Source organism: Polyangium sorediatum, assembly GCF_029946465.1.
GTDB classification, from domain to species: Bacteria; Myxococcota_A; Polyangia; order Polyangiales; family Polyangiaceae; genus Polyangium; species Polyangium fumosum.
On sequence record NZ_JARZHI010000026.1, the window covers coordinates 79,737 to 106,175 of the forward strand.

Consider the following 26,439-nt stretch of genomic DNA (forward strand, 5'->3'; position numbering starts at 1 on the left):
TCACGGATCAACCTCGAGCAGGCACCGCCCCAGCTCGTCCGCGAGGGTGCGAGCGTGAGGGCCGATGACCATCGAGAAGTGGTCTCCAGGTACGTCGCGAACTTCAACGGGCTGCGCGGTGTGCTTCGCCCACAGGAGGCTCGGATCCGTGAGAAACTGCGATTCCCTGCCGAGTACGGGGGGGACCTGCTGCGTGGGACGCAGGTAGACGATGCGGCCAGGGTAATGGCGGGGCCGGTAATCGAACATGGCCGATGCGTGTTTCTTCACGGCCAACGCCAGGCGGTTCATGTCGAGCCCCGGGGAGATGGCGCGCGCCTGCGCCAGGAGTTCCTTCACCCGGCCGAGGCGCGCCTCCGGATCGAGGCCAAAGAGCTCGGTGTCCGAGAAGGACACGCCGAGGCCCCTTGCCATCGCGGCGACGAGAAACACGTCCGCCTCCGCCGTGTCGAATACCACGAACGGAGCCTCGGCGTCGGGACACACGGAATCGAGCAGGACGAGCAGGTCCACCGCCTGCCCCGCGGCAAGAAGCTGTTGGGCCATCTCGAATGCGATGGTCCCGCCGAGCGACCAGCCGCCCAGGAGATAGGGGCCCTTCGGCTGAACCTCGCGCAGCGCCTCGACGTACTGCGCGGCCATGTCCTCGATCCGGGTGAGAGGCTCCAGGCCGTCGTCGAAGCCCTGGGCCTGGAGCGCGTAGAACGGGCGCGTATTGCCCAAGTGGCGCGCCAGATCGGCGTAGCAGAGGACCATGCCTCCGAGGGGGTGCACGAAGAAGATCGGGCGCCCACGGCCAGACGGCTGGAGGGTGACGAGCGGCGACCATCGTTTTGATGCATGATGGTCGCGGAGCTTGAGCGCCATGGCCTCGATGGTCGGCCCCTCGAGCAGCGCCGCGAGCGGCAGGGTGCGGCCGAGCTCCTCCTTGATGCGCGTCATCAGGCGAACGGCCAGCAGAGAATGCCCTCCGAGGGCGAAGAAGTCGTCGTGTACGCCGATCGGGTGGACGGAGAGGATTTCCTCCCAGATCCTGACGAGCGCGAGCTCCGTGGTGTCCCGCGGGGCGAGCATATCGGCGTCGCGCTCGGGTCGCGTCAGCTCCGGGGCCGGAAGCGCCCGCCTGTCGACCTTGCCGTTCGGGCTGAGCGGCATGGCCGGGAGCCGTACGAATGCAGCGGGAATCATGTAGTCCGGCAGCTTGGTCTGGAGGTGAGCGCGCAGCTCCGCGGCGGTGGGCGAAGCGCCCTCGCGCTCCACGATGTACGCGGTGAGGCGCTTGTCCTGAGGCGAATCCCCGTGCACGACGACGACGACCTCGTCGATGTCCGGGTGCTGGCCCAGCACCACCTCGATTTCCCCGAGCTCGATCCGGAAGCCACGAATCTTGATCTGGTTGTCAGCACGCCCCAAAAACTCGATGGTCCCATCGGCGCGATATCGCGCGCGATCCCCTGTCTTGTATAGGCGCGTACCAGGCTCGCCGCTGCGAGGATCGGCGACGAATTTTTGCTGCGTGAGCTCGGGACGCCTCCAGTAGCCCCGGGCCAGACACACGCCGCCGATGTAAAGCTCGCCGGGGATCCCCACGGGCACAGGCTCCATGCGCGCGTCGAGGATGAAGATTTGCGCGTTGTCGATGGGCCGCCCGATCGGCGCCGGGCCGGGCTCCAATGCTTCGGGGAGGGTGAACGCCGTGACCACGTGCGCCTCCGTAGGACCGTAATGGTTCTGGAGGACGCATCCCGGGAGGGCGCGTACGAGGTGGATGATCGGGCGCGTGATCACGAGCTGTTCGCCCGCAGTGATGATCTCGCCGAGCGCCCTCGGGAGGATCTCTTCGCGTGGTGCCGCCTCGGCGATCTGCTGGAGCACGACGGGGGGCAAGAATGCCCTTTGGATGCGCGCCTCGTCGAGCTTGCGGAGCAGCGCCAGCGGATCGCGCCGTTCTTCGTCACGGAGCAGGACGAGCGTGCCGCCCGCGCTCCAGGTGGAGAAGATCTCCTGGAACGAGACATCGAAGTTCATCGACGCGAATTGCAGCGTGCGCGTCGCGGCGGGGCTCCCAAAGCTGCGGAGCTGCCAGGTGAGCAGGTTGACGAGCGCGCGGTGCGGCATCGCCACGCCCTTGGGCTCGCCGGTCGAACCGGACGTGTAAATGATATAGGCCAGGCTGTCCGGCGTCCCGGTCGGGGCCGGATCATGCGCCGGCTCGCGGCCAAGGACCTCCTCGTCCGCGTCGAGGCAGATAAGCCTGGCTCCGCCCGCCGGGAGGCGCGGGGCAAGGCTCGCCTGCGTCAGGAGCACGGGCGCCGCCGCGTCCTCGATCATCGACACGATGCGCTTCATCGGGGAGAGCGGGTCGATGGGCACATAGGCCCCGCCTGCCTTGAGAATGCCGAGCAGGCCTACCACCATCGCGATGGAACGCTCGACGCAGATCCCGACATTCACGTCCGGTCCCACGCCCAGCGATCGCAGGTGATGCGCGACCTGGTTGGCCTTTCGGTTCACCTCGCGATACGAAAGCTCCTGCTCTTCGAACTCCACTGCCACCGCGTCGGGCGTCCTCCGCGCCTGCGCCTCGAACAGCTCGTGCACGCGATCCGCGACAATGGCGTCGGTCCGGGTGTCGTTGAATCCGAAGAGCAGCTCGTGCCGCTCGGCCTGCGAGAGCAGCGGCAACTCCGCGACCCGCCGCGACGGCGCCGCCGCGAGGCCCTCCATCAAGATCGCGAAATGGCCGACCATCCGCGCAACACTCGCGGGATCGAACCTGTCCGCGGCATACTCGATCCGGAGCAGCAGCTCGGGACCGGGCACGACGAGCACCGTGAGGAGGTAGTTGGTCTGCTCCATGGTGCAGACCTCCTTGATGGCGAGCCCGTGCAATCCCTGCCGCAGCGACGCATCGACAGGATAGTTCTCCACGACGAGCAAGCTCTCGAACAGGGCTCGGCCGCGCGGGACGTCGCTCCATCCCTGCACGCGGGACAGCGCGCTGTGCGCGTGGGGGAGCATCTCGGCCTGCTGCTCCTGGAGCTGCTTCAGCCAGGATAGGACGGCAGCGTCCGGCGGCACGCGCACCCGGACGGGCAGCGTGTTGACGAACATGCCGACCATGGACTCGATTCCGTCGAGCCCACCGGAGCGGCCCGACATCGTGGCGCCAAAGACCACGTCGCTCTGGCCGCTGTAATGCGAAAGGAGGAGCGCCCACGCGCCCTGCGCCAATGTGCTCAGCGTCAGCCCCTCCGTGCGCGCGAGCCGATCCAGTGCGGCGGTCGCATCGGCTGACAGCCGGCGATCCTCCATGGGCGCCAGGTTCGCGGGGGCCGCCACAGAACCTTTCGGACGCTCGACGAAAAGCGGTGTCGGTTCGGAGAAGCCCTCGAGCGCACGCCTCCAGTACGTTTCGTCGCGTACCGGATCTTGCTGCCCGAGCCAGGCGATGTAGTCGCGATAAGGACGCGGCGAAGGCAGCCGCGCCGCGCTCCGCAGGTGCGCCGCCTCATAGCCGTCGAAGACCTCCTTGAGGACGCGCGCCATCGACCAGCCGTCCAGGAGGAGGTGGTTATGACTCCAAATGAGCTCCACCTCATCCTCCGAAAGCCGGTGCAATGCGCAGCGAAGCATCGGGGCGCGCCCCGGATCGAAGCCGCGGGCGCGGTCCTCCGCGAGGAAGGTCGCGCGGAAAGCCTCCTTCTCGCCTGCCGTAAGACTGCGGAGATCATGCTCCACCCACGGCAGCTCGACGCCGGAATGGACCACCTGCAAGGGCTCCTCCACGCCCTCCCAGACGAAGCTCGTCCGCAGGATCGGGTGTCGATCGAGGGCGCGTTGCCAGGCCGCGCGGAACGCCTCGACGTCGAGCCGGCCGGCGATCCGGAAGGTCATGTGATTGAAGTACACACCCGACGAGGGCTCGCGCAGGATGTGATAGAGGATGCCCTGCTGCACGGGCGTCAGCGGATAGAGGTCCTCCACCTCGCGGCCCCGGCCGACAAGCTGGTCGACCGCCGCCTGCGTGAGATGCGAAAGCGAATAGTCCGACGGCGTACGGCCACCGGCCTCTGGGGAGAGGCAATGCGCCAAGAGCGCGCGTAGCTCCGTCATGAACCGCCGGGCCAACGCCTCGATGGTCTCCCGCCGGTGGATGTTTTCGCTGTATGCCCAGACGACAGAGAGGCGCCCCTCGGCGACCCAGCCATTGATCTCGATCCAATGGCCACGGCGCACGTTCGGGCCGTGCAGCGGGCCCGTGGGCCCGTTGGTCCAGCGAAAGAGCTCCGAGGAGGTCATGCTCGCGTCCATCTGTCCCAGGTAGTTGAAGCTGACCTCAGGAGACCGATGCTCGACGCCCTGCGAAAGGAGCCTCGATTCAGGGGAGAGATAACGGAGCAGGCCATACCCCACGCCCCGCTCCGGAATGCGCCGGAGCTGCTCCTTGACGCTCTTCAACGCCTCTCCCGGCGACGAGCCTGGGAGCTCGATCGATACCGGGAACAGAGCAGTGAACCATCCGACCGTGCGCGAGACGTCGAGATCGGAGAACAGTTCCTCCCTGCCGTGCCCCTCGAGATCGAAGCGCAGCGAGCGCTCGCCGGTCCATGCCTCGAACGCCCGGACGAGCGCGGTCAAGAGTACGTCATTGATTTGCGTGCGGTAGACCGACGGCACGTCCTGGAGCAGCGCGCGGGTTTCCTCCGCGTCGAGCGCGACCTCCACGCGACGTTCGGAAGCCACGGTGTTTGCGCCGCCCACCGCGTCCACCGGCAGCGGAGTGGCGGCGGGCAGCGCCTGCCAGAACGCGAGCTCCCTGAGGACCGCGTCCGTACGCGCATGGGCCGACAGACGCTCCGACCACACCTTGAACGACGTCGTCTTGGCGGGTAGCTCCGGCAGCTCTCCGCTCCGCAGTCGGCGATACGTGGTCTCGAGGTCCTCGAGCAGAATCCTCCACGATACGCTGTCGACCGCGAGGTGATGAATGATGAAGAGCAGCCTGCCCGGCCGTTCCGGTCCGAGATCCAGCAGCGCGACCCGGAGGAGCGGCCCTTCATCGAGCCGCAGGCTCGCCTGCAGCTCCGCAGCGCGCGCCTCGATGGCCGCCACCTGCTGCTCCTCGGCTATCGCCGAAAGGTCGATCTCCACGACCTCCACCTTCTCGTCGAGCCCGGCATTGATCTGGCGGACCGACGAGCCCTCGCGGAGGAACCGGAGTCGCAGCGCGTCGTGATGGCGTACGAGCTCCGCGACGGCTCGCTCGAGGAGGCGCGGATCCATGCGCTCGCGCGTCTCGAGCAGGACGGCTTGATTGAAATGGTGCGGCTCGGGGCGATCCTCGTCGAAGAACCAGCGCTGAATGGGGGAGAGCTCCACGGGACCGGTGACGGGCCCCTGATCGGCCTCCTGCCTGGCCGCAGTGGTGGCCACTCCGGCGAGCCCCGCAATGGTCTGGTGCACGAACATCTGGCGCACGGAAAGGGCGAGGCCTGCCTGCTGCGCCTTGCTCATGACCCGAATGGCGAGGATGGAGTCGCCTCCCAGCATGAAGAAGTTATCGTGCACGCCGACGCGCTCGACGCGCAAGACGTCCCCCCAGATCGCGGTCAGCAGCTCCTCCTTGGCGGAGCGCGGTGCCACGTAATCGCCCTGCGCCTCGGATCGGGACCGCGAGGGGGCTGGGAGCGCCTTGCGGTCCACCTTGCCGTTCGGCGTCAACGGCAGCACGTCCAGCTCGACGTACGCGGACGGGGCCATGTACTCGGGCAGCTTGCGCTTCACGAGCTCGCGGAGCGACGGGACGAGCAGCTCCGCCTGCCGCGACCGGAGCGGATTGTTGATGGCGCCTTGCGCCGTGCTCCGCGAAGCCGCCGGCTCCGGGCGCCATGCCTTCGGCCTCGCCGCGATTGCGTCTCGCTCGAGGAGCGCGTCGAAATGAGAGTGCCCCGACGCAGCCGACCAGGTGAGGCGAACCGTGTACCCGAGACTCTCCCCGAGCTCCCCTAGCGACTCGGGCGAAACGGCTCCTTCCGCAGCGGAGGCGGCGAGGGCGGCGATTTCGCCCGCGGTCCCCTCGTCCTTCGAGAGCAGCTCCATGGCGTGACAATCGGCGTACACGCGCGCGCTCGGGATCCCCGTGATCACGGCCGTGCGCGGCTGGGCCTCTCGCAACCATTGCGAGAGCGAGGTGAGGTCGTCGCTTCGCTCCCACTGCCGCGACGCATCGATGCTCACCGCCTCCAGCTCCTCTTCGACGAAGAGCACGACGTCGTAGCGGTAGCGAGTCATTTCATCGTCGCCGCGACCGCGCTTGAGCCAGATCTCGGCATGCGTGAGCCTCGGGATTTCGTCGCAGAGCGATCGAAAGAAATCAGGGGCGACGAGCAATTCGCCCTCGGACTCGACGGCGTGGCTCCACCGCTCGCGCAGCGTCGCGACCGGCGTGTCCGGCGCGGCCCGATAGAGCTCGACGGAGGCATGGAACGCCTCGAGCAGGGCCTGATTGCGAATGTCGCCCAGGAACACCCTGCCGCCGCGCCCGACCGCCCGCACGGCGCCCTCGATCACCTCCCGCAGATACGCCGAGCTCGGGAAGTACTGGACGATCGAGTTGAGGATGATGGTGTCATACGTCCCGGCGTCCTCCCCGGTGAATGCGTTTGCCTCCCGGCGCTCCAGGCGCACGTGGGAGAGCCCGCGCATCACGAGCTCCGGGCGGAGCTTCTGCAGGACGGGCTCGGAGAAGTCGGTGCCCAGATAGGCGTCACAGCCCGGAGCGAGCTGCAAGAGGAGCAGCCCCGTGCCGCAGCCGATCTCCCAGACGCGGCGCGGCTCGAGGGCGCGAATGCGCGCCACGGTGCAGTCCCGCCAAACGCGCATGAGCTCCCCGGCGTAGGGCTGTCGCGTATAGCTGCTCTCCCAGCCGATGGTATTGAGCGTAGCGTCGTCTCCCAGCGCCGGCTTTTGGTAGAGATCGTCGTAGAGCGCCGACCACTCCTGGATCTGCTGGCTCGCGAGGTCCGCGCCCTTCTCCGACTGCGCGGTGCGGCTCCGGTCGGCGACCACATAGGCGACGAGCCTCCGGTCGCCGGGCGTGTCCTCCCGCGCCACGACCACCGCGTCCTTCACACCCGCGTATTGCAGGAGCACGCTCTCGATCTCCCCGAGCTCGATGCGGAAGCCGCGGATCTTCACCTGTTGATCGGCGCGCCTCAGGTACACGAGCGCGCCGTCCGGCGACCTTCGGCAGACGTCACCCGTCTTGTACAGCCGCGCGCCGGGCTCATTCGAGAAAGGATCCTCCACGAACCTCGCGGCGGTGAGCTCGGGCTGATTCAGGTATCCGCGCGCCACGCCCGGACCGCCGATGTAGAGCTCCCCCGGCACGCCGATCGGTACGGGTCGCATGTGCGCGTCCAGCACATAGAGCCGGGTGTTCGCGATAGGCCGCCCAATGGGCACGGTCACTGCGTCCCCCGGTACATTCTCGACGAGGTGCCAGGAAGCGAACGTCGTGGTCTCTGTCGGACCATAGACGTGGAGCAGCCGCGCCGGAGCGCCGTGCGAAAGCACCTCGCGGACGCAGCCCGGATCGACCATTTCCCCCCCGAACAGGACGGCGCGCGCCGTCGCGAAGGCCTGTGGGGCGTCACGCGCGATCTGATTGAAGAGCGCCGTGGTGAGGAAGATCGTGGTGATCCCCGTCTCCCGTAGCTTCCGCGCGAGCTCCTGCGGGTTCAGGGTGACGTCGCGGGACAGGCCGACGATGGAGGCGCCGTTCAAGAGGGGGCCCCATATCTCGAACGTGGCCGCGTCGAACGCGCAATTGGCCGCTTGGGCGACACGATCGGTCGGGTCGATCCGAACGTAATCGGTATCGAGCACCAGGCGCGTGATAGACCGGTGCTCGATGGAGGCGCCTTTGGGCTGGCCCGTCGAGCCCGACGTGTAGATCACATACGCCAGGCTCCTCGACGTCGTACCCGACGCCGGATTCGACGTGGGTAGGTCCGAGAGGAGCGTGTCGCCTTCTTCCAGGTAGACGACGTGGCCGTCGTGCTGGGGCAGCCGGTCCTGGAATCGCACCTGGGTGATGACCACCGGCGCGCGCGTGTCCCGGAGCATGAAGGCGAGTCGCTCCTTGGGATAGGTCGGGTCGAGCGGAACGTACGCCCCTCCCGCCTTGAGGATCCCGAGCAGCCCCACCACCATTTCCACCGACCGCTCGATGCAAATGCCGACGAGCACCTCGGGCCCCACCCCGAGCGACCGCAGGTGATGGGCGAGCCGATTGGCGCGCCGGTCGAGCTCTCCATACGAGATGCGCTGCTCGCCATACACCGCCGCCACGGCGTCCGGCGTCCTCGCCGCCTGCGCCTCGAAGAGCTCGTGGACGCAGCGATCCTTCGGGTATGCGGTGTCGGTCTCGTTCCACGCCGAGATCACCTGCTGCCGCTCGGCCTCCGTGAGCAGCGGCAGCTCCGAGACCCGGCGCTCCGGCGTCTCCACGATGCCCTCGAGCAACACCACGAACTGGCCCGCGATCCGCTCGATCGTCGCGGCATCGAACAGGTCCGCGTTGTACTGGAGCCAGGCGAAGAACGTGCCCTTCGCCTCGGCCATCATCATCGTGATATCGAACATCGCCTCCCGCTCGGGCAAGGAGAAGGACTCCATCTCCAGGTCCCCGAGCATGAGCCGCGCGTTCGGGTCGCCGAGCGCGAGCGCTGCCATCTCATCGAAGATATGGGATCGCTGCAGGACGAACATGACGTCGATCATGGGCGTGCGCGAGGGATCCCGGTACGGCAGAAGCTGCTCCACGAGGAGCAGGAACGGGTAATCCTGATGCTCGATCGCGCCGAGCACGGTCTGGGTGATCCGGTGCAGCGCGGCGCGGAAGGTGGGGTCGTCCTCGAAGTTGGAGCGCAGGACGACCGGGCTGACGAAATAGCCGACGACCGATTGGAAGAGATCGCTGCTGCGCCCGGCCACCGCGGAGCCCACGAGGAGGTCACCCTGCCCGGTGATCCGGTGGAGCAGCACCTTGAAGGCAGCGAGGAGGAGCGTGTAGAGCGTCGTGCCCTCGGTGCGCGCGAACGACTTGATCCTCTTGGCGAGCTCCGGAGGCAGGCTGAAGATGTGCAGGCCGCCACGATAGGTTTGCACCGGCGGTCTGGCCCTGTCCGTTGGCAAATGGAGCACGGGCAGCTCGCCGCGGAGCTCCTTCTTCCAGTATTCGAGGTGCCGCTGTCCCTCCGCGCCAGCCAGCATGTCGACCTGCCAGCGCGCGAAGTCGACGTACGTGGCGGGGAGCGCGGGCAGCTCGGCACGTGCGCCCCGAACTTCGGCCGCGTAGAGCGCCGATAGCTCCTTCATGATCACGCCGAGGGACCAGAGATCGACGGCGACGTGGTGCACGACGATCAAGAGCACGTGATCCTCGGGCGAGCGCGAGAAGAGCTCTACCTTCAGGATCTGGCCCCGCTCCAGGTTCAAGCGCTGATGCGCGGCGTCGGCGACGCGCTGGGGGAGCTCCTGATCGCTCCACCCGGAGGTATCCACGATATCGAACGGTACCTCCACGCTCGGCTCGACGCGCTGAAGGACCTCCTCTCCGCGCAGCGCATAGGTCGTGCGCAGCGAGGGGTGGCGACGTGCGAGCTGCTGGAATGCCCGCCGCAAGCTCGCGACGTCCAGGCGAGCCCGGATGCGGAGCGCGGGGATGACGTTGTATGCGGTGCTCTCCGGGACCGATTCGTACAGGAACCAGAGGGCGCGCTGACCATACGAGAGCGGCGCCCAGCCCCCCTGCTCGGATGCCGGCGCCGTCTCGGGCGCGTGGGCAACCGGGAGGGGTGAGGCCTCGGCCTCGCTGGCATCGAGCGCGAGCTGCGCGAGCAGGGACTGGCCCAAGGACGCGACGTCGATATGGGTGAGGAGCAGGGTCGCCGGGAGCTTGAGCCCGAGGCTCGTCGCCAGTCGATTGCGGAGCTCCAGGCTCATGAGCGAGTCGACGCCCAGGCTGCCGAACGCGGCGCGGCGATCGATGTTCGCGGCGGGGAGGCGCAGGATCCTGCCGAGCTCCTCGATGATGTGCCTCTCGAGGAGCGCCGGACGCTCCTCGGGTGCGGCATTCATGAGCGCGTCGCGGACGCGAGCTGCCTGCCCTGCATTCTGCTTCGCCGAGTCACCCTCGCGCGAGAGCACCGACCACAACGGCCTCCCCGCCGCGGCGGGATAAAATTCGAGCCATTTTTGCAGATTCAGATCGAGCACGCCGGCTTGGCAGAGCCCCGCGCGAAGCAGACGCTCGAGCACGTGCGCGCCCTCCTCGGGCGAGATGCTCTTGATCCCGCGATACGATAACCTTTCCCCGCGGTTTTGCTGCGCCGCCGCGAGCCCCACCTCGGAGAACGGTCCCCAGTTGATGGACAGCCCCGGGAGCCCGAGCGCCCGGCGGTGGTGCGCGAGCGCATCCAGGAACGTATTCGATGCCGCGTAGTTCCCCTGGCCGGGCGAGCCCACCAGCGAAGCAGCCGAGGAATACAGCACGAAGAAGTCCAGCCCCGAGCGCAAGCTCCGGGTGTGCAGGTTCCAGGCGCCCAGGATCTTCGGGCCCATCACCTTCTCGAAGGACTCCCAGGTGAGCTCCAGCGCCATGCGGTCATCGATCACCGCCGCCGCGTGGAGGACGCCCCGGAGCGGCGGCGCGTGCCGCTCGATGTCCTCGAACATTCGCTCGACGTCGGCGGACCGCGAGACATCCGCTGCGACGACCCGGATCTCGGCGCCCCGCTCCTTCATGGCGACAATGGCCGCCTGCGCCGCGTCGGTCGGTTTGCTGCGACCGACCAGGACCACATGGCGCGCGCCCTTCTCGACCATCCATTGCGCGATCGATAGCCCCAGCCCGCCGAGACCACCGGTGATCAAATAGGAACCGTCCGAGCGAATCGTGGGGCCCTCGATTCCGTTCGCATTCGTGGTCCGCGCGCTGGTTCGGACGAGGCGGGTCACGTAGCGCCCGTCCTCGCGCAGGGCGACCTGATCCTCCCCATCCATCGAGGCAAGCTCGCCGAGCAGCGCCGACGCCTCGTCCTCACCTCGCTTCGGGCTCAGATCGACCTGCGTGCAGCGGAGCTCGGGGTGCTCCAGCAAAAGGGTCCGGCCGATGCCCCATACCGGGGCCTGCGCGGGCGCCGTCACCGCGGACCCTGCCGGTTGCGCTCCACGTGTCACGAGAAGCAGCCGGGGAAGCCCTTGCCATCCGGCTCCGAGCAATGCCTGCGCGAGATGGAGCGCGCTCACGGTCCCCTGTCGCTGATCCGCGTGCAGCGTCTCCGGCGTCGTCTGCTCGATCGGCGTGGCGTCGAGGCTCCCCATGTGGATCACGCCGCGGCAGGGTCGCTCCGCGCCGAAGGCATCCCTGAGCACGGCCCGATAGCCTTCAGGATCCCGCCCGTCGACCTCGTACAGCCCCTCGCGGATGCGCGCATATCGCTCCGCCGGGAGGACCTGCACGCAGGCTTCGCCCCGAGCCTCGAGGAGCGCCGAAACCGCGGCGCCCGCCCCACCCCGGTCCATGCACAGCAGGAAGGCGCCAGTGGACAGCTTCGCGCCCGTTTCGGGAGCTTCCACAGCGCGATCCTTGCGATGCCATGCGAGCTCATACAGCCATCGATCGGAGGGCTCCTCCTCGTCCGACGCGCTCTTTGCGTGCGATTCGGCAGTGAGCCCGGTGGCCTCGTCGCGCAGCGGCAGGCGGCGCGCGGCGGCGGCGTCCATGGGCGGGGGCGCCTCGACCCAGTATCGCTGCCGCTGGAATGGATAGGTCGGCAGCGCGATGCATTGGCCGCCCGACGGGTAGAGGCGCTTCCAATCCACGGCAAAACCGTGGGCGTAGAGCGCCCCGAACGACAAAAGGAGCTCGCGCCGCTCGTCCTGCTCCCGCCGGAAAGAAGGCAGCGCGACGCCGGTGCGCTCGCCGTGCCGCAATGCCTCCTCGATCGCCGGCACCAGGATCGGATGCGGGCTCATCTCCACGAACAGCGTGTGGTCTTCCTGCAGGAGGCGCTGCACGCTCTGGGAAAACAGCACCGGGGCCCGCAGGTTGCGACCCCAGTACTCGGCGGTGAGCTCCGGGCCCGAGGTCACCACGCCCGTGACGGTGGAGTACATCGGGATGCGGGCAGCACGCGGCGACAGCGCCGCGAGCGAATCCACGATGTCCCGGAGCAGCGGATCCATCTGAGGGCTGTGCGAGGCGACGTCGACCTTGATCATCCGGCAAAACACGCCCTCTTGCGTGAGCCGGGCGGCCACCTCGTCGAGCGCACGGGGATCCCCGGAGAGGACCGTGGACCGCGGACTGTTGCTGACGGCCACCGACAATCGATCCTCGAAGCCCCGAATCGCCGCCTCCGCCTCCGGGAGCGAAAGCTCCACGAGCGCCATCGCGCCCTGGCCGCTCACGCGACGCAAGAGCTTGCTGCGACCGCAGATGATCCGCGCAGCGTCCTCGAGGCTGAGCGCACCGGAGACGTGCGCGGCGGCGACCTCCCCCATGCTGTGGCCGACCACGGCGTCCGGCTCCACGCCCCACGATCGCCACAATGCCGTGAGGGCCACCTCAATCGCAAAAAGCGCCGGCTGGACGACGTCGATCTGCGCGAGCTTGGACCTTTCGGCGTCGGCGTGGAGCTCCTCGATCACGGAGAAGCCCGATTCGCGCGCGATCGCCTGGTCACACGCATCGAGGGCGGCGCGGAAGGCCGGCTCCTCCTCCCGCAGCCGGCGCCCCATCCCTACCCATTGCGATCCTTGACCGGGATACACGAACACCACCTTCGGACGCGCGCCGGGCGTAGCATCGCCATGCACCACCCCCGCGCCAGCCTCGCCTCGCGTGAATGCCTCCAGCGATGCAGCGATCTCGTCCCGCGTCCGGCCCACCACCGCGAGCCGATGCGCGTGGTGGCTGCGCCGGACACTCGCGGTATATGCGATATCGCGTAGGCTCGCCGCCGCGCCGTCGGCCCATGACCTACGATACGCCTCGGCCAGGGCGGCGAGTGCCTCGCGGCTCTTCGCCGAGAGCGGCAAGACGACCCACGCATCGGCGGCGGCGGACTCGCCGGCAGCACGCGGCGCTTCTTCCAGGACCACATGCGCGTTGGTCCCGCTGATCCCGAACGAGCTCACCCCCGCGAGGCGCGCCTTGCCGCTCGCTCCCCATGCGAGTTTCTCCGTCGGAATGACGAACGGCATGCCATCGAGGTTGATCCGCGGATTGAGCTTCTTGAAATGTAGGTTCCCTGGAATCGCTTGGTGCTGCATGGACAGCACCACCTTGATCACCGACGCGACCCCCGCCGCTGCCTCGAGGTGGCCTACGTTGGTCTTCAGCGCCCCGAGCGCGCAGACCGAGCCGTCCAGGCGCGGCGCGCCGAGCACCGCGCCGAGCGCCTCGAGCTCGATAGGATCTCCGAGCGAGGTCCCCGTCCCGTGCGTCTCGATGTAACCGATGTCTGCGGCCGAGACCCGGGCGCTCTCCAGCGCGCTCCGCAAGAGTGCCTGCTGCGAGAGCACGTTGGGCGCAGTGAGCCCCGTGGAGCGGCCATCCTGGTTCATCGCCGAGCCCCGGATCACCGCGAGGACACGATCGCCAGCGGCCATGGCATCCGAGAGGCGCTTGAGAACGAGGACCCCGCACCCCTCGCCGCGCACGAATCCATTGGCCCGCGCGTCGAAGGTCTTGCAACGTCCGTCAGGCGAGAGGGCACCCGTGGTCGAAATGAGGTCCGTCATCGTCGGGGAGAGCATCAGGTTGACGCCGCCCGCGAGGGCCAGCGCGCTCTCTCCATTCCGCAAACTCTGGCAGGCGAGGTGGATCGCCACGAGCGACGAGGAACAGGCGGTATCCACCGCGAGGCTCGGTCCACGGAAATCGAGGACATAGGACAGACGTCCGGGAGGAAAGCAATGACCATTGCCGGTCACGTCGTACACGTCGCGCTTGGCGCTGCCGACGGTGGCCTTGAGAAGGGAAAAGTCATTGCTCGACATGCCCACGAACACCCCTGTCCGGCTCCCCACGAGGCTCTCGGGGACCTGACCGGCGTGCTCCAAGGCCTCCCAGGTGACCTCGAGGAGCAATCGTTGCTGTGGGTCGAGGCTCATCGCCTCCCTCGGGGAGATCCCGAAGAACTGCGCGTCGAAGAGATCCACGTCCTTGAGGAAGGCTCCCCAGCGGACGGCGCGCGCTTCGGCGGACACGTCGTCGCCATCTACCACGCCCGAGAGGCTCCAGCGCTCGGCGGGGACCTCCGTGATGGCGTCGCCGCCGCGCTCGAGCAGCTTCCAGAAGGAATTCGGCCCCGTGATGCCGCCAGGAAATCGGCAACCCATGCCGATGATGGCAATCGGCTGCGTCCGCTCGCGCTCCATGGCCTCGAGCTTCGACTCCATTTGCTTGAGGACCAGCATCGCCTCACGCAGGCGATTGGCATACTCTTGAACAGAAGCGGTCATCGCAGCTTTTCCGTCTTGATACGATTCAACGATGCGTCGAACGCGGCCAGCAGCGCGTCGTCCGGGAGCTCTTCCGCACCGGCGCCCGCGTCGACCCCCCCGAGGGGCTCGACCACAGGTCCGATAACGTCTGCTGGCTCGGATGCTTTTGCCTCTGCGCGGAACTCCATCTTGTCCAAGAGGTGATCCACGAGGGACGTGATGTTGGGATACGTGAAGAGGAGGGCCGCGGAGAGCTTGATGCCCAGGCTGACCTCCAGTCGATTGCGGAGCTCGAGGCTCATCAAGGAGTCCACACCCAGGGTGCTGAACGCGGCCAGGGGATCGATCTTCGCGGCAGGCAATCGCAGCACCCTGCCGATTTCCTCGGCGAGGAGGCGGCCGAGCAGCGCCGGACGCTCGGCCGGCGGGGATGTCGCCAGCGTCTGCCGGAACTTGAGCGCCTCGCCCGCGCCTGGTTGCGCGCGCGTCCCTTCACGCTGGAGCTCGGACCAGAGCGGCATTCCCGCCGCGCTCGGGTAGAACTCGAGCCACTGGCGCAGGTCGAGATCGAACACCCCTATCTGGGCATGCTCCCCCGCGAGCAGGCGCTCCAGCACCTCGAGCCCGAGCGCCGGCGAGAGGCTCTTGATGCCTCGATTCACGAGCCGCTGCTCGCGATTCTGCTGCGCCGCCGCGAGGCCCACTTCGGAGAAAGGTCCCCAGTTGATCGACAACGCCGGCAGCCCCAGCGTCCGCCGATGATGGGAGAACGCGTCCAGGAATGCATTGGCCGCCGCATAGTTCGCCTGGCCCGGCGCGCCTACCAGCGAGGCTGCCGAGGAGTAGAGGACGAAGAAGTCGAGCGGCCTGTGCGACGTCCGGGTGTGCAGGTTCCAAACGCCCTGCATCTTGGGACCCATGACGTTCCGGACGTGCTCCCGGGAGAGCTCCACGATGGTATGATCCTCGAGGATTCCCGCCGCGTGCACGACACCGCGGAGCGGCGGCATGTGCTGCTCGATCTCCGCGAGCGAACGGTCCACATCCGCGCAAAGGGCGACGTCCGCCTGGAGGACGCGCACCTCTGCGCCCGCTTCCGCCATTGCGGAGATAGCGGCCCGCGCCGCCTCGGAGGGGCCATTGCGACCGAGCAGCGCGAGATGACGTGCGCCCGCGCGGACCATCCACGCGGCCACGGACAAGCCGAGGCCGCCGAGACCGCCGGTGATCAGATAGCTGCCGTCCGCACGAATGCCCGATCGCGCCGCGCCCATGGATGTCGCGATCCGGGCCTCCGGATCACGCATGTCGACCACGATCTTGCCGACGTGTTGCCCCCGCGCCATCAAGCGGAACGCTTCCTCGACCCTCGACGCGGGGAATCGCTGGCAAGGAAGGGTCGCGAGCCTCCCCGCCTCGATTTCTGCCATCACCTCGCGGAGGAGAGCGCTGACGAGCGCCGGTTTTCTGTTGAGCAGGCCGCCAAGATCGATGGCGGAGTAGCTGAGGGCCTTGCGGAAATGGGAAAGGCCCATCGGGCGGTCCGCATAGATGTCGCGCTTGCCGATCTCCAGGAAGCGCCCGTCGTGCGCGAGGACCGACATGCTTTTCGTGATGGCCTCTCCCGCGAGCGAGTTCAGCACCACGTCCACGCCCTCGCCACGCGTCACCTCCAGCACCTCCTCCGCGAAGGAGAGCGTGCGGGAGTCCATGACGTGGCGGATTCCCATGCCGCGCAGCATCTCGCGCTTCTCGGGAGACCCCGCGGTGGCGAAGATCTCCGCGCCGAGCAGCTTCGCAATCTGGATGGCGGCGAGGCCCGTGCCCCCCGCGGCAGAATGGATGAGCACCCGCTCGCCCGCGGAGAGGCGACCCACGTGGCGGAGGGCATACCATGCCGTCAAGTAAACGACCGGGATCGCGCTCGCCTCGTCGATACCGATCGAGGAGGGCCTCGGCACAACGAAACGAGCATCCGTGGTCACGTGGGAGCTCGCGCCCTCCAAGGCGAGCGCGAGGACGTCCTGCCCGACCATCGCATCGGCGACGCCTTCACCGACACGAACGACGCGGCCGGCGCACTCGCTCCCGAGCGCAACGGCGCCGTCGCCCTGCCCAGGGTAGATGCCCATGGCCTTCATGACATCGATGAAGTTCAGGCTCGCGACGTCCACCTCGATCTCGACCTGCCCAGGGCCGGGCGGGCGGCGCTCGATCCCCTGCAGCGTGAGGCGCTCCAGCACGCCCGGCTCCGAGATTTCGAGGCGGAATGGCCGGCCCTTCGCGGGCTCGAGCCGGCGGGGGGCGCTCGCGGCTCGATCGGATTGGAAGGAGTTCCGGACGAGGCGGGCCACCCAGCGCCCCTCCTCCCGCAGCGCGACCTGATCCTCGCCATCGCTCGACAAGAGTTCCGCGAGCAGCGCCGAGGCCTCATCCGCTCCGGGCTGCGGGCTCAAATCCAGGCGCGTGCATTCCATCTCCGGATGCTCGAGCGCCAGCGTACGGCCGAATCCCCACACCGGCGCCTGCGCAATCGCCACCTCGGCCTCCGCCCCGACCGCCTGAGCTCCGCGCGTCACCAACAAGAGCCGCGGCAGATCGCGCCACGCAGCGCGCAGGACCGCCTGCGCGAGGTGCAGCGCGCTCACGATCCCGAGGCGCTGGTCCTTCTCGAGCGTCTCGGCGCTCGTCGCGCCGACCTCTGCTGCGTCCAGGCTCCACAGATGAATGACCCCACGGCAAGGCTGCTCCTTGCTGAACGCGTCGCGCAGCACGAACCGATACCCCTCGGGGTCCGAGGGGTCGACCTCGTAGAGCCCCTCGCGTACGCGGGCGCATCGCTCCCCCGCGATCACCTGAATGCAACGCTCGCCCAGGTCCGCGAGAAGCGCGGACAACGCCGCACCGGTTCCGCGTCGGTCCATCCACAGCAGGTAGGCCCCGGGCAATGGCTCGGTGCGCGGCGAGGGGGGGGCGACACCGTGGTCTTTTCTTTGCCACGCAAGCGCGTACAGCCATTTCTCTTGAGGAGCCTTGCGCCCGAGCGCGCTCGGCGAGAGCGGCTGGACACGAAGCCCGCTGGCCTCTCCGAAGACCTGCCCGTCGTCGTCGAAGAGGACGATGTCGCCGCTGAAAACGCCCTCGGGGCCGCCTTCACCGTCGCGGCGGCGCGCGTGCACCCACATCTCGCGCCCAGGCCGGCGCGCGAGGCTCGCTCGCGCGAGCCCTATCGGCACATACGGCGCCGCTTCGCCCGTCGTGCCGTCCCGGACCGGAGACAGCCCGCTCACCACCTGAAAGCAGGCGTCGAGCAATGCAGGGTGAATCCGGTACGAGGCGGCCTCCCGCGTGGACGCGTCCGGCAGGCGCACGCGGCCGAGCACCTCGTCCGGCCCGATCCAGAGCTGTTCGACGCCCTGGAATTCGGGGCCATAACCAATCCTGTGCCCAGCCATCCGCTGGTAATGGTCCGCCGCGGAGACGAGCGCCGGGCAGCGGGCCTGGATCGCGCTGGGGAGTTCGTGCACCGAGGCCTTGTCTGGCACGCGCTCGCCCACGCGGAGGCTCGCCGTCGCATGCCGCACCCACGCCGTGTCCGACGCGTCACGGCTCGACACCTGGAACGAAGCACGGCCAGGCCCCTGCTCCGTGAGCACCGCTTGCACCGTCCGGGCGCTCCCCTGGGGCAAGGTCAGCATCCGCTCGAAAGAAATTTCCTCTACGGCGTGCGCGCCCTCGCCATGAACCTCGGCTGCTGCGGCGAGCGCCATTTCCACGTAAGCCGCGCCCGGCAGTACCACCTCGTCCTCCACCCGATGATCGGTGAGGTACGAGCTCGATTCGATGCCGAGCGTCCGCTCCCAGAAGCGCGCGCCGGGCTGGGTGACGACCGTGAAGGACGTGCCGAGCAGCGGATGGCCCGCGCCGGCGCGTGATGCACGCGGCGCGGCGACCGCCGCCTCCTCCAGCCAGTAGCGCTCTCGCTGGAATGGATACGTCGGCAGGGGGATGCACTGCCCCGCCGAGGGGTAAAACCGCTCCCACTCCACGGCGTGGCCGTTTGCGTGGAGCGCGCCCAGCGACAGGAGCAGTTCCCGCTTCTCGTCCTGCTCCCTGCGCAGGGACGGCAGCGCCACCCCTCCGCGTTCGCCGCGACGCATGGTCTCCTCGATCGCGGGCGTGAGGATCGGATGTGGGCTCATCTCGACGAACAGCGCATGACCGTCCGCGAGCAGGCGCTCCACGGCCTGCGCGAAGAGCACCGGTTCGCGAAGGTTACGCAGCCAGTAATCGACGCCGTACATCGCGCCGTCGTTTACATCGCCGGTGACCGTCGAATAGATCGGAACCGCGCCGGCCTGGGCCTCGACCCCACGGAGGACGTCACGGAGCTCCGGCAGAAGGAAATCCACCCGGGGGCCATGCGAAGGGACAGTGCCCTTCACCATCCGGCAGAAAACCTCTTGGCCGCGCAAGCGCTCCATCAGCTCTTCGAGCGCGGCGATTTCACCCGAGAGCACGGTGGCCCGCGCGCTGTTGCTGCCGCCGATCGAGATCCGGCCGTCATACGGCGAGATTGCCTGCGCGGCCTCGGAAACGGTCATCTCCACGAGCGCCATGGCCCCGCGGCCGATGAGCTTCTTGAGGAGCCGACTCCGGCGGCACACGACGCTCGCCGCGCTCTCCAGGGACATCGCACCCGCGACGTGCGCCGCAGCGATCTCGCCCATGCTATGGCCCACGACCGCGTCGGGCTCGACCCCCCACGCGCGCCATAGTGCCGACAGCGCGACCGACATCGAGAACAGGACCGGCTGGACGACGTCGATTTCCGCGAGCCGAGAGCGATCTGCGGCCGCGTGCAGCTCTTCGATGACCGAGACGCCTGACTCTTGCGCGATGGCGCGATCACACGCCTCCACAGCGGCGCGGAAGACTGGCTCTTCCCTGAAGAGCTCGCGTCCCATGCCGAGCCATTGCGCGCCTTGGCCGGGATACACGAAGACGAGCTTCGGTCGTGCGCCCGACCGCGCCTCGCCCCGTACGAGCCCAGCGGCGCGCTCCCCACGCGCAAAAGCTTCCAATGCTGTACGGAGATCGTCCCGCCCCCGGCCCACCACCGCGAGCCGGTGCGTGTGGTGGGCTCGGCGGACGCTCGCCGTGTAGGCGATATCGTCGAGACCCGCCGTCAGCTCTCCAGACAGGAAGCTCGCACATGCGCCGGCCTGGGCGGCCAGCGCCTCCGAGGTCTTCGCCGAGAGCAGCAGGACGCTCGGCCCCTCGGAGGGGGCAGATACGATCGTCCGCGGCGCGGGCGCCTCCGCCACCACCACGTGCGCATTGGTCCCGCTGAGCCCGAACGAGCTCACCCCTGCAATGCGTGACGCGCCGTTCCTGGGCCACGGCAGGGATTCGCTGGCCACCTTCACCGGGAGCTCGGCCCACGGAATGTGGGGGTTCGGCCCCGTGTAATGCAGCGACCGCGGGATACGATCGTGGCGGAGCGCGAGCACCGCCTTGATGAGCCCCGCCACCCCCGCGGCGGCCTCGGCGTGGCCGAAGTTCGACTTCACGGAGCCGATCACGACGGGTTGATCCGCCGGCCTCCCCTCACCCAGCACCGCGCCGAGCGCCTGCACCTCGATCGGGTCGCCCAGCGGCGTGCCCGTCCCGTGCGCCTCCACGTACCCGACCGCCGCAGGCGCCACGCCCGCCTGCTGCAACGCGCGACGAATCACCGCCTCCTGCGAGGGGCCATTGGGGGCCGTCAAGCCATTGCTTCGCCCGTCCTGATTGACGGCCGTACCTCGGAGCACCGCCAGGATCGGATCGCCGTCCCGCTCCGCGTCCGAGAGCCTCTTCAGCACGACGATGCCGCACCCCTCGCCGCGCACATAACCATCCGCGTCCGCCGAGAAGGTATGGCAACGCCCCGTGGGCGACACCGCCCGTACCTTGCTGAAGTACACCGTGGCGACGGGCGAGAGCATGAGGTTGACGCCACCAGCGAGCGCCATCGAGCACTCACCAGCGCGGAGCGCCTGACACGCCAGGTGCACTGCCACGAGCGACGACGAGCACGCCGTGTCCACCGGCACGTTCGGCCCTTTGAGCCCAAGCCAGTACGACAGGCGACCTACCGTCGTGCTATGCGCCGTCCCCAGCAGCGAATACGCATCTATCGTCTCGGGCTGCGATAGCGCCATCGTCTGGTATTCGTTGCTGCATATACCCATGTACACGCCCGTGTCGCTTCCCAGCAGCCGCGACGGCGTTTGCCCTGCTCGCTCCAGCGCCTCCCAGCTCACCTCCAGCAGCAGCCTCTGCTGCGGATCTATGCTCGCTGCTTCCCGCGGCGAGATCTCGAAGAACCCCGGGTCGAAGCCATCCACTCCGTCGAGAAACCCGCCCCACCGCGTCGTCATCTTCCCCGGCGCGTCAGGATCGGGATCGTAATACGCTTCGATGTCCCAACGCTCTTTAGGCACCTCGCCGATCGCATCCACGCCCTCGTCCAGCAAGCGCCAGAAGCTATCGAGATCCTTCACACCTCCTGGATATCGGCATCCGATACCCACGATCGCGATCGGCTCCTCCGTCGACACCGCCACTGCTGCGGGCGCCGCTGCGCTTTTGCTCTCCGCCGGCTGGAGCTGCCCCAGCAGATACCGCGCCAGTGCCTCCACCGTCGGGTGATCGAATACCAGCGTCGCCGGCAGCGTCCTGCCCACACGCGCGGCGAGCGCGTTGCGCAGCTCCACCGCCATCATCGAGTCGAGCCCCAGCTCCCTCAATGGGCGCTCCGAGGGCACGTCACTGGCCGCTCCCAGCGCCAGCACCTTCGCGATTTCGGCACGGACAGACGCTGCCATCTCGTCCAGCCGCGCCTCCGGCGCCAGCCCGAGGAGCGACGCGGCCCACCCCTTCGCCGCGGGCGCTCGCCCTGACCGCTGCCCGACCAGACCGCGCCACACCGGCGGCACCACGCCTGCAAACGATTGCCGCAGCACCCGCAGATCCACCGGCAATACGCACAGCTGCGCCTCGGGACGCGACAACGCTTGCTCCAGCAGCCGGAGGCCCTCCTTGGGCAATATCGTACCCATTCCCTGCCGCGCGAGCCGGCTACGCTGCACCTCGTCCAGCGCCTCCGCCATGCCTCCCTCGGCCCACGCTCCCCAGTTCACGCTGAGCCCCGGCTGCCCAGAGGCACGCCGCTGCGCCGCAAGCCCGTCCAGGAACGCATTCGCTGCCGCGTAGTTGCTCTGTCCCGCTGAGCCCAGCACCGACGTCGCCGACGAAAAGAGCACGAAGAAATCAAGCGGGAGCGTCCGCGTCTCGACGTGGAGGTTCCACGCGCCACGCACCTTCGGAGCGAGCACTCGCTCGAAGCGCTCCGGGCTCTGCTGCGTCAAAATGCCATCGTCCAGAGCACCCGCCGCGTGGATCACCCCGCGCAGCGGAACCTCGGGCGGCACCGCGTCGAGCAGCGCACGGACCGCCGAGGCATCGGACACGTCCGCTTGTGCGACCGTGATCCGCGCACCCGCCGCACGCAGCGCCTCCACCGCGGCCAGGCGCTCTCCCTCCGGCGCACGCCGGCCCACGAGCAACAGATGCCCGACGCGGTGCTCCTCCCAGAGCCACCTCGCAACGTGCAGCCCCAATGCGCCAAGCCCACCTGTGATCAGCACCGTCCCTTCCGCAACGATGGGCGACGCCACGGCCTCGCCGACAGGGAGCAGGGCGATTTTGCCGATATGCCGGGCCTGGGCCATGAGCCGGAATGCGGCCTCGGCGTCGGTGATCGCGAACGAGCGCACCGGGAGCGGGCGCAGGTGGCCGGCGGCAAAGCCCTCCAGGATCGTCCCGAAGAGCTCCTGGATCCGCGCTGGAGCGGCCTCGAGCAAGTCGAACGCTCGATAGAGGATGCCCGGATGGACCGCCGCCACCGCCGATGGCGAGCGGAGATCGGTCTTGCCCATTTCGAGGAACCGTCCCCCGGACGCGAGCAGCTCCATCCCGGCGTCCACCAGCTCACCCGTCAGGGCATTGAGCACGATGTCCACGCCGGCGCCCCCGGTCACCGCCCGGAACGCCTCGGCAAACGAGCGCGTTCGGGAGCTCTGGACGTGCCGCACGCCCATCGCCCGGACGACGTCCCATTTCGACGGGCTCGCCGTGGCCAGCACCTCGGCGCCCGCCCACGCGGCGACCTGCACGGCCGCCATGCCCACGCCCCCCGCGGCGGCGTGGATCAGCACCCGCTCGCCGGCCCGCAGCCCCCCCAGGTCGTGCAACGCATACAGGGCCGTCAGGAAAGCAATGGGCACCGTCGCGGCCTGCTCGGCCGAGAGACCCTGCGGCTGCCGGGCCACGAGGCGCGCGTCCACCGTCACGAACCGGCTGAAGGCCCGCGGTGCCAGCGCCATCACGGCGTCGCCTGCTGCGAGATGCGAGACGCCTTCCCCCACGGCCGTGACGATTCCTGCGCACTCGCCGCCGAGGTGCCCGGCCTCGCCCGGATACATCCCCAGCGCATTCATCACGTCGCGGAAATTGAGCCCCGAGGCCGTCACCCGGATCTCGACCTCACCCGCGCCAGGGGCTTGCCGCTCCGCCGCGACCAGGCAGAGCTTGTCGAGGAGGCCTCGCGCCGCCGTCTCGAGGCGATAGGATGTCGCGTCGGGGACCCCAAGGCCCGCACGCGTCGGCGTCTTGATCAGTCGCGCCGCGTGACGTTTGCCTCCGCGATAGGCTACCTGGGACTCTCCGTCCGCAGCACCGAGTTCCCGCCGCAGGGAGCCAAGGGCATCCGGCGCCCCAGGTTCCAGGTCAATCAGCGTGCACCCGAGCTCCGGGTGCTCCAGCATCACCGCACGGCCAAGTCCCCAGAGCGGCGCCTCGGCCACCGCCACCGCCTCGCTCGCGTGCACGGCCTGCGCGCCCTCGGTCACCCAAAAGAGCCGCGGCGCGCTCGCTGCCCTGCGCGTCCCGAGCGCCTGCACCAGCGTCAGCGCCGCCGCCGTGAGCGCGGAGACCCGGTCCGCTGTCGCGTCCGCGAGCGTCCGCTCTGCGCCAAAGAGGCACACGACACCTTGCAATGCAGAGCCTGACGCGTCGAGCGCAGGACCAAGCGCCTCCGCCGCGCTCGTCGTGATGTCTGCGCCCAAGGAGACGGCGACGCAATGCGCGCCCGTCGCCCGGAGGCTCGCCGTCAGCGCGTCTCCCAGGGCAGAGCCCGCCGTCAGCACGAGCCACGTGCCCGCCGACAGTCCCGTATCGTCGGGCGCCTTCACCTCTTGCCAGGCCAGCGAATACAACCAACCCGACGGCGCGCCGCCCTCCGCGTGGCGCAGCGCTGCGGCCTCGGCGCGCTTCAGCCGCACGCCGGTCACCTCCGCCAGCACCTCGCCGCGCTCGTCCAACACCACGACGTCACCCGACAGGAACTCGGCACCGGCGCTCCGCCCGGGGGTCGGCCGCGCGTACACCCACGCCGCGGTCGCTCCGGGTCGCCAGACGGTGGATCCCCCGATCTCGAACGGCAGGTACACCAACCCATCGGCCAGGGCGCCCATCGCTGCGCCCAGGGTTTGCAGCGCCGCATCGAGGAGCGCCGGGTGGATTCCATAGGCGTCCGCGTCGTCGCCGGCCTCCGCGGGCAACACGAGCCGGGAGATGGCCTCGCCCTCGCCGCACCAGAGATCCACGATCCCCTGGAAAGCGGGACCATAAGCGAGCCCCGCCTCCCGCCATTTCGCGTAAAGCTGCTCCGTGGCCTGCTTCTCACGGCACCGCGCGCGCGCCGCCGCGAGATCGATCGCCGGAGGCTCCGCCTCCTCGAGGCACGGCTGTACCCGCCCCGTCACGTGCTCGGTCCACGGATCGCCTGCAAGCGCGGCCCCGGGCTGGCTGTAGATCGCCACCCCCAGGCCCTCCGGCCCGTCCGACAGCACCACCTGCACCCGCCGCTCCCCCGCCTCCGGGAGCACCATCGGCGTTTGCAGCACCATCTCCTTCACCCGGTGCTGCCCCGGGCCCCCATGCGCTGCCGCCGCTGCGTGCGCAAGCTCCAGGAACGCCGTCCCCGGCACCACCGCTTGCTCGAAGATACGGTGATCCGAGAGATACGGCGTCGCCTGGACACCCAGCGAGCTATCGAATACCGCTCCCGCGCCGGCGACGGGCAAACGCTCCCCGAGCAGCGGGTGTCCCGACGCTTCCGCGCGCCGCGTCCCACGCCCGCCGTCGATCCAATATCGCTGCCTCTGCCACGGATACGTTGGCAGCAGCACGCATTGCCCGCCCGCGGGATAATGCCGCTGCCATTCCACGGGATACCCTCCCGCGTACAGCGCTCCCAGCGACAGCAGCATCGTCCGCTGCTCGTCACGCTCTCGCCGCAGCGACCCCACGACCCGGCCGCTCTCCCCGCTCGCCGCGAGGCATTGCTCCAGGTTGCTCGACAGGACCGGGTGCGGACCGACCTCCACGAAGACGCGGTCCCCATCTCGTACGGCAGAGCGGATCGCCTGCGCAAACTGGACCGGCTCCCGCAGGTTTTTCCCCCAATAACCGGCGCCGAGGTCCTCACCCTTGATCTGCTCGCCCGTGACGGTGCTGTACATCCTCCGGGCCGCGCGCCCCACCGCCACGCGCCCAAGCTCCTGCACCAACGCACCCTCGAACGGCGCCATCAGCGGGCTGTGAAATGCGTAATTCACCCGCAGCTTCCGGCAATCTACGCCCTGGCCCTGCAAACGCTCCAAAACCTCGGAGAGCGCTGACTCCTCTCCGGCGAGCACCACAGAACCCGGGTCGTTGATCGCTGCAATCGCGAGCCGGCTCGCCATCCCCTCCAAGGCCGCACGCGCAGCTTCCTCGGGGAGCGCCACCGAAGCCATCTTCCCCAGCCCCGTCGCACCCTGCATCACACGTCCACGGATGCACACCAAACGCACCGCTTCTTCGAGGCTCAGCGCCCCGGCCGCGTGCGCCGCCGCTACCTCCCCCACGCTATGGCCAAGCACCGCGTCCGGCTCCACGCCCCACGACCCCCACAGCGCCGTCAATCCAACCTGGAGCGCGAACAACACCGGCTGCACCACCTCGGTCTCGTGCAGCCGCGAGCTCTCTTCCGGCGCCTCCAGCGCCGCCAGCACAGAGAAGCCACCATGCTTATTGACCAGCGGCTCGCACCGCTCGAGCGCCGCACGGAACACGGGCTCCGCCTCCAGCAGCCGGCGGCCCATCCCCACCCATTGCGACCCCTGACCGGAATAGACGAACACCACCTTCGGCCGCGCGTCGGGCTTCGCCTCCCCACGCGCCGCCCACGGGCTCGCCTCGCCGCGCGCCACCGCAGCCAGCGACGTGAGCAGCTCCTCCCGCGAGCCTCCCACCACCGCAAGACGGTGCTCGAAATGGGTGCGCCGGACACTCGCCGTGTACGCGATATCGTGAAGAGACGAAGTCCCCCCTTCCACCAAGCTCCCGAATGCTTCGGCCAGGGAGGCGAGCGCCTCGGGGCTCTTCGCCGACAGGGGTAAAAGGGTGAGCGATTCGACCGCGGTCCGCTCGACCGTCGGCGCGGGCGCCTCCGCGAGCACCACATGGGCATTGGTGCCGCTGAAGCCGAACGAGCTCACGCCCGCGATTCGCGGCGCGCCGTTCCTCTGCCACGGTGTCGCCTCCGCGGCCACCTTCACCGGCAGGGATCCCCAGGGAATATGGGGATTCGGCGCCGAGAAGTGCAGCGATCGGGGGATCTTGCCGTGCTGGAGCGCGAGCACCGCCTTGATGAGCCCCGCGACGCCCGCGGCCCCCTCCGTGTGACCGAGGTTCGTCTTCACCGAACCAATGAGGACGGGACGATCCACAGGGCGCTCTTCGCCGAGCGCCGCCGCGAGCGCCTGC

2 protein-coding genes (1 of these 2 cut by a window edge) are annotated in these 26,439 nt (G+C 68.8%); both read right to left on the minus strand.

Annotated elements, in window-relative coordinates; genetic code table 11:
• Window positions 1–14,538: a non-ribosomal peptide synthetase/type I polyketide synthase gene (locus tag QHF89_RS26730; RefSeq protein WP_136967725.1), complete on the minus strand. Its 14,538-nt coding sequence runs from the start codon at window positions 14,536–14,538 to the stop codon at window positions 1–3.
• Window positions 14,535–26,439, minus strand: partial view of a type I polyketide synthase gene (locus QHF89_RS26735; protein WP_136967724.1) — the 3' portion only. Its footprint extends 11,633 nt past the window's final position; only the last 11,905 of its 23,538 coding nucleotides appear in the window; its start codon lies beyond the right edge, outside the window; it ends in the stop codon at window positions 14,535–14,537. Before QHF89_RS26735 ends, QHF89_RS26730 begins: the two co-directional genes overlap by 4 nt.